The organism is Brevibacterium sp. K11IcPPYGO002, assembly GCF_050920635.1.
Lineage (GTDB): Bacteria > Actinomycetota > Actinomycetes > Actinomycetales > Brevibacteriaceae > Brevibacterium.
The window spans coordinates 462,515-477,579 of record NZ_CP131929.1 but is presented as its reverse complement, the minus strand read 5'-3'; the positions used below and the strand labels follow the sequence as shown (position 1 = coordinate 477,579).

At 63.2% G+C, this 15,065-nt stretch carries 12 protein-coding genes, 3 pseudogenes and 1 riboswitch; of the genes and pseudogenes, 10 read left to right on the top strand and 5 right to left on the bottom strand.

Annotated features, from left to right (window positions below):
- Positions 1-9: 9 nt before the first annotated feature.
- From QYM46_RS02185 to QYM46_RS02170, 4 genes are all read right to left on the bottom strand, one after another.
- Positions 10-753, bottom strand: a complete 744-nt coding sequence (locus QYM46_RS02185) for an HpcH/HpaI aldolase family protein (protein WP_432790665.1) — start codon at positions 751-753, stop codon at positions 10-12.
- Entirely contained in the window at positions 750-1,637 is an 888-nt protein-coding gene (locus QYM46_RS02180) for a hypothetical protein (RefSeq protein ID WP_432790663.1), read from the bottom strand. The genes QYM46_RS02185 and QYM46_RS02180 overlap by 4 nt, the downstream gene beginning before the upstream one ends.
- Before the next feature lie 11 nt (positions 1,638-1,648).
- A complete protein-coding gene (locus QYM46_RS02175) occupies positions 1,649-2,539 on the bottom strand; it encodes a DUF6282 family protein (RefSeq protein ID WP_432790662.1) in 891 nt (296 codons plus the stop codon).
- Between the two features lie 93 nt (positions 2,540-2,632).
- Positions 2,633-3,991: an MFS transporter gene (locus tag QYM46_RS02170; RefSeq protein ID WP_432790660.1), complete on the bottom strand. Its 1,359-nt coding sequence runs from the start codon at positions 3,989-3,991 to the stop codon at positions 2,633-2,635.
- A gap of 169 nt (positions 3,992-4,160) precedes the next feature.
- On the opposite strand from QYM46_RS02170, the pseudogene QYM46_RS02165 reads away from it, so the two are divergent.
- The 8 genes and pseudogenes from QYM46_RS02165 to QYM46_RS02130 all read left to right on the top strand — a co-directional run.
- Positions 4,161-4,325, top strand: a pseudogene (locus tag QYM46_RS02165) (hypothetical protein); the annotation flags it as partial.
- Positions 4,326-4,472: 147 nt separating this feature from the next.
- Positions 4,473-4,946, top strand: a complete 474-nt coding sequence (locus tag QYM46_RS02160; protein WP_432791706.1) for an IclR family transcriptional regulator domain-containing protein — start codon at positions 4,473-4,475, stop codon at positions 4,944-4,946.
- A 168-nt stretch (positions 4,947-5,114) separates the two neighbouring features.
- Positions 5,115-5,636 (top strand): annotated as a pseudogene (locus QYM46_RS02155) (SPFH domain-containing protein); the annotation flags it as partial.
- A gap of 55 nt (positions 5,637-5,691) precedes the next feature.
- Positions 5,692-6,171 carry a hypothetical protein gene (locus tag QYM46_RS02150; RefSeq protein WP_432790659.1) on the top strand — a complete coding sequence of 160 codons (480 nt, stop codon included), beginning with the start codon at positions 5,692-5,694 and terminating at the stop codon, positions 6,169-6,171.
- A gap of 42 nt (positions 6,172-6,213) precedes the next feature.
- Positions 6,214-6,810 (top strand): HdeD family acid-resistance protein, encoded by a 597-nt coding sequence (locus QYM46_RS02145; protein WP_432790657.1) that lies wholly within the window; start codon positions 6,214-6,216, stop codon positions 6,808-6,810.
- A gap of 356 nt (positions 6,811-7,166) precedes the next feature.
- Positions 7,167-8,669, top strand: coding sequence for an inorganic phosphate transporter (locus QYM46_RS02140; protein WP_432790655.1), 1,503 nt, complete (start codon positions 7,167-7,169; stop codon positions 8,667-8,669).
- A gap of 574 nt (positions 8,670-9,243) precedes the next feature.
- Positions 9,244-9,939, top strand: a pseudogene (gene erm, locus QYM46_RS02135) (23S ribosomal RNA methyltransferase Erm); the annotation flags it as partial.
- Positions 9,940-10,433: 494 nt separating this feature from the next.
- Positions 10,434-10,544: riboswitch (SAM riboswitch) on the top strand.
- Between the two features lie 43 nt (positions 10,545-10,587).
- Complete coding sequence (locus tag QYM46_RS02130; protein WP_432790653.1) at positions 10,588-11,100, top strand: hypothetical protein; 513 nt, start codon at positions 10,588-10,590, stop codon at positions 11,098-11,100.
- A gap of 83 nt (positions 11,101-11,183) precedes the next feature.
- Here the strand turns inward: QYM46_RS02130 and QYM46_RS02125 are convergent, their stop codons facing one another.
- Positions 11,184-11,852: a metal-dependent transcriptional regulator gene (locus tag QYM46_RS02125; protein WP_432790652.1), complete on the bottom strand. Its 669-nt coding sequence runs from the start codon at positions 11,850-11,852 to the stop codon at positions 11,184-11,186.
- A gap of 131 nt (positions 11,853-11,983) precedes the next feature.
- Between QYM46_RS02125 and QYM46_RS02120 the strand changes: the two genes are divergently transcribed.
- Entirely contained in the window at positions 11,984-12,532 is a 549-nt protein-coding gene (locus QYM46_RS02120; protein WP_432790650.1) for a hypothetical protein, read from the top strand.
- Positions 12,533-12,716: 184 nt separating this feature from the next.
- Positions 12,717-14,975, top strand: coding sequence for a choline BCCT transporter BetT (betT, locus tag QYM46_RS02115; protein WP_432790648.1), 2,259 nt, complete (start codon positions 12,717-12,719; stop codon positions 14,973-14,975).
- The last annotated feature ends 90 nt before the right edge of the window (positions 14,976-15,065 follow it).

The following is a 15,065-nucleotide window of genomic DNA, read 5'->3' as shown; positions in this document are numbered from 1 at the left end:
GCGCCCCGCTCAGCGTCTGAAGGCAGCCGCCAACGCTTGGGCGCTGGCACCGAGCATAGTGGCGTCGTTTCCGACGACGGTGAAGTCGTAGCCCTCGTCAACGAGTTGCCGCGCACGCTCGCCTGTGCCTGCAGCGATTCCACAGGGAATTCCACTAGCGCGAGCTGCGTCGAGAACGGCTCGGCCTGCCTGTGCGAGCTGAGGACTGCCCGGCTCCGCACCCAGCGCTACTGACAGATCCGCAGGACCGACAAACACAGAGTCGACTCCCGCGGCCAGGATTCCTTCGATATTGGCAACGCCCTCACCCGACTCGATCTGCACGACCAATGCAGCGTTGTCTGCTTCCTGCTGATAGTCAGTCCCCGGGTCGACTGCCCACCCCCCGGCGCGGGTTGTCGGGCCGAAACCGCGGTGGCCCCGAGGCGGAAAGTGCGCTGCAGCCACGAGCTGTTCTGCCTCCTCGGCGTTGTCGACGTGTGGCACAAGGACGCCGCTGGCACCAGCATCGAGACTTCGCTGCACCCACTCATACCCGTGCGAGGGAATCCGAACCAATGATTCGACCCCCAGCGCCTTTGCCATCGCCAATAGTCGTGCTGCAGACTCAATCGACATCGGAGAATGTTCAAGATCGATGACGACCAGGTCGAAACCAGCGATAGCCATGAGCTCCACCGATTCGACGAGGGGGAACTTGATAAATGTGCCCAGCTCGACATCTTCGCCGAGGCGGCTCTTCATCGACCTCATCGGGGAAAGTCCTCGGCATTGACGACCCATCCGTTGTCGGCGAAGTCATCACGCGGTGGGCTGAAGAGGTCGATCATGAGGTTCAGTCCCTCCCCGACAGCCCGACTGGTGTGGACTGTAGGCGGCGGGATGATCGTGAGCGACGGTCCCTCTACGTCTACATGGACATCGTCCCGCCACTGGCTCTGCTTTGTGGTCCAGGGCGTCCGGATGTGATGCTTCCACGCTCCGGAAAGTGTGAGCGAACCTTGCTCGAAGTCATCATGGTGGTGCGGCGACAGCTTTTCTGGGTCACGTGGCCCGATTTGATCATCGAGGAAGTTGATCATGAGGGTGTGAGTCCTGAAGATCGTACCGAAGCGTCCATTTTCCGGCGGGTAGTCGGAGAGCGGGTAGGCTTTGAGTGCGTTCGGGGCAGGTAGGTCTTCGGCCAACCGAGCAACGCGGGGATGTGCCTGAGCATATGACTCGGCGTTGGCGGCCTGCGGCGCCCCATCGGCCATGATGTCTGAGACCGCTACAACGATGCTCTGTTCACTCGCTGATACTCGCGCAGGGCCGGGCGGAACAATGATGATTCCGCGCTCGTCAAGCGCAGCGCTTTCTTTCGAGACCGCAACATTTATCTCTCCAGGACCGTCCTCGACAATGAGAACGCATCCGCGGTCTCGGTTGAATTCGAGTTCGGATCCGGCATCTAGCTCGATGTATTCGACCAGGAAGTTCTGGCCACGAGCCGCCCAGACCCTGGTTCCGGGAACAGATGTGTCTGCTGCGTTTGGATCGCGGAACAGATGCGTCTCGGGGGCAGCAATGCCTTCGGTCCCGAGCGGCGGGGCTGTCTTCTGCGTCAGACGAGAACGGGGATCGGATGAATCGTACATAGTGGGTCTCCTCAGTCGTCGATGTCGAACAGCGTGCGCGGGTTAGTGTGGACGATCATCCGGAGGTCGTCCTCCGGCAACCCCAGATCAAGAAGCCCCTCTGCTACTCGGATAAACCCGTCCACTGGCCATGGGAATCCTTTCTGCCCAAGATCAGATCCCAGCAGGGTGTTCTCTGCGCCGAGGACCGTGATCCATTCGAGCAGTTGCTCGAGGGGCCACCGCATCTTTGCTCCCGGGTCATACATATGGAGTTCGTGCTCGACTTTGGCACCCATGTCAATGAACTTTCGGCACTGCTCCGGCTCAGCTCCGATGACGAAGTCGGGATGTGAAATGACAAGTTTCCTGACACCACGGCCGAGTGCTGCAGTGAAGCACGTCTCCATATCATCCGGGTGAAGGTGCCCACCGTTGAGAACCGCGCCTTTCTCAGCGATGAGGTCGAAGATTGGCAGAAGCTCGGGAACTACACGACCGTCTGCCTCGACTACCTCTATGCGGTTCGTTGTGACTTCGACAGTAGTCGTGGGAAATCCGTGGGACTCGGCATGGTTGTCGATGTGCCGGCCAGAGGAGACTGTCGGCAGATAGACGACCTTGCCTCCCAGCCCGAGACACATTTGGACCTGGGCGAGGTTCAGGCCTCCAATACTCGAGTTGAGAGCAACAGCGCCGATGACCTCCGTCGGCACGTCCTCGAGCAGGCTCCTCTGTGCGATTACGTCCATCTGCGTGTTGTGGTGGTGGCACTTGAAAACCATCGCCCGCATCCGCAGTCGATCCCAACCGTCTCGGGCTCCAGTTGCGGCATCGAACTCTCGCGGCATCGCCGACGGAGCGGGATGGCAATGGGGGTCGATTATTCCGTCGAGGATCCTAAGAACTCTCTCATCAGCCATGGTGGTTTCCTTTCTGCTAGTCCACTTGCTTGGGACTAGGTATTGAGCTGAGACGCTTTGTGCCTCGTAATCGGGATAGATGACGAGGATGGATCACTGCGATTTCGCGCGATCGAGGTCTGCGGCGGTGTAATTCATGTTGATGCCCTTGGTTTCAGGGAGTACCCACACCGCTATGAGGCAGGCGGCACTACTGAGGACCATGATTCCCGCCGTCCACCATGGTCCCCCTGACCAGAGGTAGAGCGCTGCAGCTGCCGCGGGCGCTGGTGCGGCCAGTAAGGCGGTTGAGATCTCACGAGACAGTGCCACTCCGGTGTAGCGGAATTCGGCGGGGAACAGTTCGGTGAGATAGGCGGCTTGTGCACCGGTGACGATGTATACCCCGAAGACCATGAGGATGTGACCGCAGTAGAGGAAGATCACCGAACCAGAGTCAAGCAGCCAGAAGAAGGGGAAGGCCGTGGCCATACCGAGGATGGAGACGATGATATAGATCGGTTTACGGCCAGCCTTATCCGTCAGCCAACCAGTGACCGGCACGAGGACGATCGCCAGAACCGACGCAACCAGGGTGCCGAGAATCGCCGTTCCACTGTCGTAGCCAATATCTTTCGCATAGCTGATGGAATAGGTCAGGCTGACGTACGAGTTCCATCCGATCGGGGCGGTGAGCAACACAGCGAGGAACAATCGCTTAGGGGTCTTCCGAAATACCTCAGCGAACGGCAGCGATCGAGCGGACCTCTCATGCTCGAGCTTCTCAAAAACCGGCGATTCCGAGATGCGCATGCGGAAGAAGAGTCCGACGAAGACAAGCGCAAGACTGACGAGGAACGGGATCCTCCAGCCGAAGCTCTCCACCCAGTCGGCGGGCGCTGAGAAGACTGCTGTGGCGACCAGCGCAGACAACACCACGCCCGCGTAGATCCCAATTCCGGGCACTGATGACCAGTATCCGCGCCGATTCGCGGGGGCCATCTCACCGATCATCACGAATGCGCCGGCATACTCAGCTCCAGCGCCTAGCCCCTGGAGCAGCCTCAACACCATGAGGAGCGTCGGAGCGAGTAGGCCCGCAGATGCGAAAGTCGGGAGAATGCCGATCATCGTCGTCGCGCCGCCCATGAGAAGCAGAGTGCTTACAAGAGCGGCTTTTCGTCCGAAACGATCGCCGATATGACCAAAGACTACGGCTCCCAGCGGTCGGGCGAGGTACCCGACACCGTACGTGGCGAACGCGGCGATAGTGCCGATTGCCGCTCCCACCTCAGGGAAGAAGATCGTAGGGAAGATGATCGCTGCTGCTTGGGCATAGATCATCACGTCATACCATTCCAGCGTGGTCCCGATCACCACTGCCGGCACTAGACCATTGCGCGACTGTTTCCACGCGGCAGCATCGTGCCTGTCCGCTCGGGGGTCGTATGTCGCTGCGGGTTGTTCGGCCATAACCATTGTGTCCTCCACGCCTCATCGCGCTGATTAGAATGTTCACATTGAGTGTATGAAGTTCACATTACAAACGTCAACAGAAATTTTCTCGGCTTTCATCACCAAAAACCTCTAAAAACGTGCGCATAATGAACTCTGATCCAGCAATCAAAGAAAGGGCCCTCTCGTGCAACGAGATCGCGGACCGCAAATACCGGTCAAAACAACCCCACACAGCGGGCAAGCAGATATCCAAGCCGTTGGACGCACCGCCCAGATCCTCTCCCTCTTAGGTCCACATCGCGAACACATCACAGCGCAGTCCACTGCGGAACTGACCAAATTGAATCGGACGACTGCCCATCGATATCTCAGTTCGATGGAACAGTCAGGACTTCTAGAGCGCGATGGGTCGAGGTACACGGCAGGACCACTACTTGCGCAGCTCTCTTCATTCCATCTCGGCCGCCAGCTCCTCATGTCGGTTGCACCCCCGAAAATGAGCGAACTGGTTCGGCAGACTGGCCTGACTTGCGCGCTCAGCGTCTATGGCTCGAACGGCCCTGTCGTCATCCACATCGAGGAGAACCGGACCAGCGAGATAATGTTGACGGTCCCGCTCGGCACTCAGCTCGATCTCTATTCCGCTCATGCACAGATATGGCTGGCCTATGGTGCCGATCAGATCGGAGCATCACGATTGCTCAGTATGCTTCCCACCGACCACCGGGCTGAGCTGGAATCATTGATTAGTGATGCGCGGGATTCCGGGATCGGGCTCCGGGCATTGAATGACTCCGGGTACGTAGCCGTATCCGCCCCTATATGGTCAGGCACCTCCCTGGTTGCCACTTTGGCGACTATGGGCACGCCGATAATGTTGCCGGACAGCAGAGACAGCCATGCCGCGCTGGCTCTCACCGAATGCGCGAAGGCGATCTCTGAAGAGATGGGCGGCAGTTCACGTTCCTGATGAGCCGAATCATGATACGAAGGAGGTGCGCGGTCACGGCGAGCCGCCCTCCCATTCGCCCGAGAGGCCTGAGCACCCCGCCTCCGCGTTCCCTCCGAGCCCGGTCTTTCCGCGCCGTACAGGCGTAGAATAGATCGGATAGTCAATCGTCAAAGGAGGCGATTCGACATGTTGGCGCTCAGTATCCTCGCCGCACTTGTCGCCCTCGGAGCAATCACGCTGGGAAACAGCCTGAAGATCGTCAAGCAGTATGAGCGTGGGGTGGTCTTCCGCCTCGGCAGAGTCAATGCCGAGCCCCGTCCGCCCGGGATGACCGCGATCGTCCCCTTCGTCGACAAACTCGAGAAGGTCAACCTCCAGATCGTGACCATGCCGATTCCCGCCCAGGAGGGCATCACCCGCGACAATGTCACCGTCCGCGTCGACGCCGTCATCTATTTCAAGGTCGTCGACCCACGCAAGGCCGTCGTCGACGTCGAGGACTATCAGCTCGCCGTCGGTCAGGTCGCCCAGACCTCGCTGCGCTCGATCATCGGCCAGAGCGAGCTCGATGACCTGCTCACCAACCGCGAACGCCTCAACCAGGGTCTGGCGATCATGATCGACAGCCCCGCCGTCGACTGGGGCGTCCACATCGACCGCGTCGAGATCAAGGACGTCGCCCTGCCGGAGACGATGAAACGCTCCATGTCGCGCCAGGCCGAAGCCGAACGCGAACGCCGCTCCCGCGTCATCATCGCCGACGGTGAGCTGCAGGCGTCGAACAAGCTCGCCCAGGCGTCCGAGGCCATGGCCCACACGCCCTCCGCCCCTGCAGCTGCGCCTGCTCCAGACCATCGTCGAGGTCGCCGCGGAACGGAACTCGACCCTGGTCCTGCCCTTCCCCGTCGAACTGCTCCGCTTCCTCGAGAACAACACCCCGGCCGCTCCTCCCACCACCGCAGCGGGAGCGAAGCCGACCACGAAAGCAGAGGCCACGACCCCGGTAGCAGAGACGGACACCCCCGCCGAGGCGGCCGACGGGTCCGAATCGGACGCGACGTCGAAGGCGCCTGCCGACCTCGACGCCATCGTCCAGGCCATGTCCGAATCGCTCAAGCTCACCGGGCTGATGCCCGAGCAGGAGCGCGTGACCTCGGACATGCCGGAACAGGAACGGACCACATCGGAGTCGGCCGACCGATCCGGCACTGCCGAACAGGAGGAGCACCTCGGGCACGCCTGACGTCTTCAGCGTCTGTCCAAACCCGAGGACTAGGCTGGGTGCATGGACCTCAAGCGCACTGGAAGAACAGTCATCGTCAACGGCGTCATCGCCCTCGTGATGGGTGCGCTGATGATGGTCTGGCCCGGCTCCTCCGCCGAGGTGGTGGTGCGGATCTTCGCCTGCTGGCTCGCCGTCATCGCCATCTCCTCCCTCGTCTTCGCACCGCGCGGAGGCCGCACCGGCAGCATGGTCACACGTGCGGTTCTGCTCATCCTCCTCGGCGTGCTCATCTTCCTCACCCCGATGCTGTTCGCGTCGATGGTCACCGTCCTGACCGGGTTCGCGATCATCTTCTTCAGCTTCCTTGCCCTCACCATGTCCTTCTTCATCCGCCGGATGGGTGTCAGGTCCTGGTGGGTGCTCACCGCCATCGGGGTGCTGGGCATCATCCTCGGCGGTTTCTTCCTCTTCGCCCCGGGCGCCGGAGTGACCGCACTGATCTTCACCCTCGCCGGATTCATCATCCTCGTCGGCATCGCCCTCATCGCCCTCGGCCGTCGCCTGCGCAGGGTCGACCGGCAGATGAGAACCGACCCGCACCGCAATCGTCCCGACGACGGCGGCGGCGATGTCATCCGCGGGGAGATCATCGACTGATTCCGGCCGCCTCGGCGAGCTTCTCCCACATCGTTTGAGCCCGGATCCGCGCAGATGCGGATCCGGGCTCAGTCTTACCCACGTTTCGGGCTGCAGTGGTCATTGTCACACAGCGAATCCCGATCCCCAGCGCACCCCTGCACCACCTCCCGGAAGGGCCCGCCGACATAGCACCTGACCTGGAACATTGCGTGAACGGACGGCGAAACCTACCGATTGTGCACGAGCATTTCGTGAGCCTCGGACGCGGTGTTCACCGTCCGTTCACCTTCGCCGTAACCTGGCGGTCATTCGACCTGCGAATCATGGAGGCAGACAGACACTGCCTCATCGACTGAACCCCGCTAGGAGAACGAATGACCCAGGTTCTGGCCCCGGAGCGCCACACTCCGCCGCCTGCCGTCGGCCGCAGCAACGACCGCCTCTGGCATCTGGCCTTCGGTGGGCTGCTGGCGATCACCCTCATCGCCTTCACCCTGTGGTCCTTCGACTTCGTGGGCCGGGACGCTCCCCGCATGGTTCTCGTCACCACCGTCATCTTCGGCGCCTTCATGGCGTTCAACATCGGCGGCAACGATGTCGCCAACGCCTTCGGCACCTCGGTCGGCGCCGGCACCCTGACGATGAAGCAGGCGCTGCTCGTGGCCGCGATCTTCGAGGTCAGCGGCGCCCTGCTGGCCGGCGGAAACGTCACCGACACGGTCAAGAGCGGCATCGTCGACCTCAGCGGGGTGGCGATCAATCCGATGGACTTCGCCTTCATCATGATGGCGGCCCTCCTCGGCGCCGCAGTGTGGCTGCTCGTGGCGACCCGGATGGGCTGGCCGGTGTCGACGACGCATGCGATCATCGGCGGCATCATCGGTGCGTCTCTGACGATCGGCTTCGTCACCGGCACCGGCGGACTCGCCATGGTGCAGTGGTCCGAGGTCGGTCAGATCGCGATCTCCTGGGTGCTCTCCCCCGCCCTCGGCGGACTCGCCGCGTTCATCATCTACGGGCTGATCAAGAAGTACGTGCTCGGGACGTCGCTGTCGCACACGCTCAAGCCGCATATGCTCGCCCCGGTCTCCGCAGCCGAGGGGTCCGTCGACGCGCAGATCGACGCCGCCACCGAGGATGCCCCCACCGGCGAAGGATCGGTCGGCTCTCATTCGGCTCTGCAGCGGTGGGTTCCCCTCATCGCCGCCGGCGGCGCGGTCATCATCACTGCGATGCTGCTGTTCAAGGGCCTGAAGAACCTCGACATGAGCGTGACCACGGTCGGCGGCCTGCTCATCATGGCGATGATCGGCGCGGCCGTGTGGCTGGCCGTGTTCGTCTTCGCCAAGACCCTGCGCAAGCAGACTGTTCCACGTGCGACCTACATCCTGTTCTCCTGGATGCAGGTGTTCACCGCCTCCGCATTCGCCTTCAGCCACGGGTCGAACGACATCGCCAACGCCGTCGGCCCCTTCGCCGCCGTCCTCGATGTGCTCCGCACCGACAGCATCAGCGGCGAGACGACCGTGCCGTTCGCGGCCATGCTCACCTGCGGCATCGCACTCATCGTCGGTCTCTGGTTCATCGGCCGCAAGGTCATCGCCACCGTCGGCACGAAACTCACCGAGATCCACCCGGCCTCCGGATTCGCCGCGGAGCTCGCTGCCGCGGGAATCGTCATGGCCGCCTCGGTGAGTGGTCTGCCGGTGTCGTCGACGCATATCCTCATCGGTGCGATCATCGGCGTCGGACTGGTCAACCGTTCGGCGAACTGGAAGCTCATGAAGCCGATCGCGCTGGCATGGATCATCACCCTTCCGGCCGCCGCGGCCATCGGTTCGATCGGCGTCATCACCCTGCGCACCATGATGGGCTGACCCACTGACACGAACACTCGCACGCGGTCGCCGGACCGCGTTCGAGACATCATGTCGAACGGATCCGCTCCTCGCCCCGCCGGCTTCCACGCGAAGGCGGCGGGGCGTTTTTCGTCCGAACCCTGGTCTCGGCAAAACCCCCTGTGCTATCTTGATCAACATGGGAACATTGAACAGCAGCGCAATGACTGCGCCTTGCTTCTTTATTCGTCTCCGCAGCGCCTGACAGCGCGCCGGACGGATTCTTCTGTGATCGGCTGACCGACGACGGTCACCCTGATCACCTCTGCAAGCGCGTTGTCCTCCCGGAGAGCCCTCGGCGTCCGGGCGATGCGGCAATCGGCTGATCCCTGTCCGATCCCCTGACCACTGCGATCATCAGTGATCGACCAGGTCATCGCGGATCGATCTGACTCACCATCATTGCGCTGCCTCGGGTGCCTCCATCTGATTCTTGGAGCACATCCCATTGCGATCCCACACACCACGACACCTTTCGACACGCAGACAGTCCCTTTCGCGTTCGGCCCCGCGGTCACAGCACGGCGGACGACATGAACTCGGCCAGAACTTTCTGCGCTCACCCACCACCATCTCAACGATTGCGAGCCTGGCTCGTTCCACTTCCGGACCGATCATGGAGATCGGTCCAGGGGATGGGGCAGTCACCGCCGAGCTCTACCGACTCGGACGAGAGCTCACGCTCGTCGAACTCGACGAAACGAGGTTGGATCACCTTGAAGACACGTACCCGCGGGCCGAGGTCCGGCACGCCGACATCCTGACCACTCGGCTCGACCGGCCGGTCATCGTCGGCAATCTGCCGTTCCACCTCACCACTGCCATCCTCCGCAGGCTGCTGCGCTCCGGGCGCTGGCAGCAGGCCATTCTGCTCACGCAATGGGAAGTGGCCCGCAAACGCGCAGGAATCGGCGGATCGACCATGATGACCGCGCAATGGACCCCATGGTTCGACTTCCGCCTCATCACCCGCGTCTCTGCCGATGCGTTCACCCCGAAACCCAGCGTCGATGGCGGCATCCTCACCATCGATCGCTGCCCCACCGGATCGATTCCAGTCAAGGCTCGATCCGATTATCAACAGTTCGTCCGTGCGGTCTTCACCGGTCGCGGGCGAGGAATGAAAGGAATCCTCTCAAAGATGAGCATCACCGATCACCGCAGCCTGCAATCGACCATGGACCGCAACGACATCAGAGGAGACACCTTGCCCAAAGACCTCACCCCCGACCAGTGGACCGGACTGTTCACCGAACTGGCCGGCGAATCAGATCAGACGAATGCGAAGAAGGGATCGACCATGCGACACAACAAAGGAAACAAGAACCCCATCGCCGAGGCGGCCCCGCAGACACCGTTGATCACCGGAGAGCTGCCCATCGCCGGCTCCAAACCGGCGACCGAGAAGCTGCAGGCGTCCATCCCGGGCACCGACCCGAAGGCGAAGAGCCATGACAAGGGCCATCTGCAGGCCGAACGCGGTTTCATGAATCAGCATCAGAAACCGCAGCAGCCCCAGCCGAGGTGGAACCTGCCGAGAAGGTGAGTCTCCGGCGTCCCGGCCCGACGTATCGCAGTCGAGCCGGGACGCTGGCCGGCCCGGGTCCCTGGCCGGCCTGTGCAACGCCTGATCTTTGTGCCGACGGGCCGTTGCAGAAGGACTTGTTCAGCTTCCTCCGCTGCTCCCCGCAGGCATCGTGAGCAGAAGCGTCGTGTCACCCCCTCCGTCTACACTGAGAACACGTTCGCGAGTTGTGGCCATCGGTACCTGGCCGGCCACACGGCAACCCGTCATCGACCGGGTGCCCCAGGGGAAGAACGGGCCCGGGCAGCCAGCCCGGGCAAGCTTCGATCCGGGTCAGCGCTGCCGAAGCGCGCCCGAGAAGGACGGTGTGCCATGTCCGCAGACTTCGACAACGACTCCGCCGATTCCCACAACGACACCGAGAACCGTCGCAGGGCCGCTGAACAGTGGCCGGGATTCGACCCCGAGGAGGCCCTGCACTGGTCGAAGGTGCTCCTCCACCACTCCCCCGACCCGCAGCGTGCCGGCATCAAAGCCCAGATGAGCTCGGCGATCAAACGGGGCATTCCGATTGCCGGACCAGGCTGGGTGAGCACGGCCGATGCCGCTCGCAGTGATGGCTTCACACCGGTGCTCTATCAGACCCTCTTCGAAACGCTGCGAACCATTCCCAAGACGGCATTCCGGTCCCACCCATGGCATCGACAGAACAGGCACGGCACTTACCTGCCCGGCACCCCGTATGAATCAGAACTCTGGTGCGACTGGCCGAAGCTCTTCCTCACCGAAGGCTTCGACGCCCACGCGGCCACAAGCCTGACCCTGCTACGTGCCGAACCGAAGTTCCCGCGGCCGCGCACACGCGGCGAAGGCGAGAGTGCCTGACTCAGCGCGGCGAAGACGAGAGGGTCTGACCCCGCTCGGCCAAGGCGAGAGCCCGGTCCCGCCCGTCACTCCGGTCCCGCCCGTCACCTCGCCGCGGCCGCATCCAGATATACGGCCGCGGCGAGCGCGGCAGCGATCGTCTCCCGCCTCCCGCCGATGTCCACGGTCACCGCGTCATCGGTGCGATCGACGACGTCGAGCGCGACATCGGGAAGCACACCCGCCTCGGCGAGCTTGCCCAGAACAACAGGATCGGCGTCGGAGACCCTCAGCACCGCATAGGACCCGACGGCCGCCTCGGCGAGGAGGGTCGGAGTATGGGTATCGACGGCACCATCGGCACCCGGGATGGGATCGCCGTGCGGGTCGGACGCCGGGTGGCCGAGGAACGCGTCGATGCGGTCGATGAGCCGATCCGAGGCGGCGTGCTCGAGGATCTCGGCCTCATCGTGGACCTCGTCCCAGCCGTACCCGAGCGACTTCACGAGGAACGTTTCGATGAGCCTGTGCCTGCGCACCATCGACAGGGCGATCGCCTTGCCCTGCTCGGTGAGCACGGGCGGACGGTAGGGCACGCGTGTGATGAGACCGAGTTCGTCGAGTCGTTTGAGCACCTCGGTGACATTGGCCTTCGTCGTTCCGAACCGCTTCGCGAGCTCGGTGGCCGTCATCGGATCCCCGCCCCATTCCTGGGCCGACCAGATGGCCTTGAGGTAGTCCTGACTGACCTCGGAGACTTCACCTGCACGCATGCCCCCAGTATCCCATGGACGCATCGGCCCGCCCGGCACTTCACCCGAAGTGAGTGATCGGGCACAGATGTTCCCAAACGATTACGACCGACCCACCCCATCGCCGAGGCGGCCCTGCCAGAATCACATTCATGACCTCACAGCCCATCCCCTCCGACCCGGTTCGCCCAGCCGACGACGCCGACCGACCGGAGTCGGTGCGGCCCGCCGTCCCCGACGGCCCCTCCCCCGCCGAGGACGGCTGGTTCCCGTTCCGTGCGTTCCGCCGCTGGGCGAGGACCCGCAGAACGGACTCTCGCCCCGCAGCCCAGCGGGGACCCACCGCCCCGGACGGCCCGCGTCCGCGACCAGAGCGGCTCACTGCACCCGGTCTGTTCCGTCCCGGCGAGATCGAATACGCGCGGCTGCGGAGCCTGCCGCCGTTCGACACCGATCTGCTCATCCTCACCAACGCGCGGATCATGCGGGTGCGCACCGACGCTCAGGGTTCCGTCGCCCAACTCTCGGAAGCGAGGCCTCGGCAGGCAGCTGATGTCCGCGTCGAGGAATCCCGTGGACGGGCCACGGTGACCGTGGAGCTGCACGTCGGATCGTCGATGCGGTTGGAGGAGACGACCCCCGCCGAGGCGCAGCGCTTCGTCGACTCCTTCACCGAGGTGGCCGCCCGCTCACGGACTTGAGCGCCGTCCCCCGAACCTGAACAGCCCCGTTCCCCACCTGCTCACGGGCTTAATTTGGGCGACCCTGCCCCTTAGTCGGCTTCCTCAAAAGAGGGGGTGCTGATTTTGTGAGAAACCTCCACTCGTAGAATAGATCGGGCCCAATTTCGGGCCCGGTCCCTTTTTGTCTACCGGAGGTCGATGCGTGCAGGATCCGAACGAAGAGAAGTTGAAGCGCCCAGTCGTCGAACGTGAGCGATTCGGCGGCACCGACCGGGCGACGCGAATCAGCAGGGACATCGACCCCGAGAAGCGCGCTCCGATCGACAGCTCGGAGATGAGCAAAGGCCCTGAGGAGCTCTCCGACGAACGCGGCTCCCGGGTCAACTGGCGAGTCTTCATCGTCGCCTCCCTCATCATCCTCGCGTTCTCCGTGTGGGCGATGGCCATGCCGGATTCGGCGCAGTCGACGATGAAGACTGTTGTCGACTGGATCGCGGAGAACCTCGGCTGGTTCTATGTCGTCACCGTCACCGCGGTCATCGGCTTCGTCCTCTGGGTCGCACTGTCGAAGGAAGGTTCGGTCCGCCTGGGCCCCGACCACTCCCGCCCGCAGTACAACCTCTTCACCTGGGTCGCCATGCTCTTCGCCGCGGGCGTGGGCATCGACATGCTCTTCTACTCGGTGACCGGACCGATCACCCAGTACCTCCACCCCGTCAACGCCTCCCCCGAATCGGCGGCGGCTTCCCAGGATGCCGTGGTGTGGACGATGTTCCACTACGGCATCGCCGGCTGGTCGATGTATTCGCTGCTGGGCATGGCGATGGGGTACTTCGCCTACCGCTGGGGTATGCCCCTGTCGATCCGCGCGGTCCTCTACCCGCTGCTGGGCAAGCGCGTGCGCGGAACCACCGGTGACGTCATCGATATCTTCGCCCTCGTCGGCACCGTCTTCGGAGTGGCCACCTCGATGGGCATCGGCGTCGTCCTGCTCAACGTCGGATTCGCCACTCTCTTCGGCCTCGAACAGGGCCTGGCCCTGCAGATCGCGCTGGTCATCGTGGCCGTGGTCATGACCGTCGCCGCCTGCACCTCGGGCGTGGACAAGGGCATCCGCCTCGTCTCGGAGCTCAACCTCTGGTCGTGCGCGGCGATGATGCTCTACATCCTCGTCACCGGCAAGACCGCGTTCCTGCTCAACGCCATGGTCGAGAACATCGGCCGGTTCATCTTCACCCTTCCCGAACGCACTCTGTCGACGTTCGCCTATGTCGACGGCGGTTCCGAATGGATGGGCGGCTGGACCCTGTTCTTCTGGGCCTTCTGGCTCGCCTGGGGTCCTTTCGTCGGTCTGTTCCTGGCCCGCATCTCCCGCGGCCGCACCCTGCGTGAGTTCGTCATCGCCGCAATCACCGCACCCGTCATCTGTGACTTCATTATCGTCACGATCTTCGGCAACTCCGCCCTGTCCGAGGTGTTCAACGGCAACGACGAGTTCGCGCAGACAGCCATCGCCTCCCCGGAACAGGGCTGGTACGACCTGCTCGAAATGTTCCCCGGAGCGACGTTCCTCATCGGACTGGCCACACTGTCGGGTCTGCTGTTCTACCTCACGAGCGCGAACTCCGGTGCCATGGTGATGTCGAACTTCTCCTCCTCGATCCCCAATCCGGAAGAGGACGGCAAGAAGTGGCTGCGCATCTTCTGGGCGCTGGTGACCGCAGTGCTCACGATCGCCATGCTCGTCGCCGGCGGTGTGACGACGATGGAGTACGCGACCCTGATCTTCGCCCTGCCGGTGACGATCATCGCCTACCTCGTCATGGCTTCGTTCTCGAAGGTGCTGCGCATGGAGCGCGCCGAGCGTGAGGGTCGGATCCGTCGTCGCCGCACCACTGCCGCTCACGGCGGTCGTGCTCCGGAGAAGACCTGGCGTCAGCGTCTGGCCACTCTGCGGTCCTACCCCACGAAGAAGTCCGTCGAACGCTTCGTCGCCGAGGTGGTCGGACCGTCCTTGGACGCCGTGGCCACGGAGTTCCGCGAACTCGGCTACACCGTCGAGCACCTCCAGACCATGAACGAGGACACCGGCATCACGACGAACACGCTCAATGTCGACATGGGCGAGCAGCGCGACTTCCACTATGAGGCCGCGGCCGTCGAAGCGAATGTGCCGTCGTTCGGTGCCCGCAATGCCCCGCGCGGCGACGACAAGTACCTGCGCATCGAGGTCTTCACCCAGACCGGTTCGGAAGGCTACGACCTCATGGGCTTGAGCTCGCAGCAGATCATCGATGACGTGCTCGACCGGTACGAGAACCACCTGTCGTTCCTCGCCTATTCGCACGAGCACTCCTACCAGTCGGTCGTCACCCCTCCCACACCGCCGACCACGGATTCGATTCCGGCGGTGCCCAAGGACCCCGACGACGTCGAAGAGCTCGAAGAGCCGAAACACTGACCCCACCCCTTCGCCGGGGTGGCCGTGCCCACCCGCAGAGGCGGCACACTGTTGATGTGCGAGCGGTCTCTGTGAGGTGGGCCTCGTCGA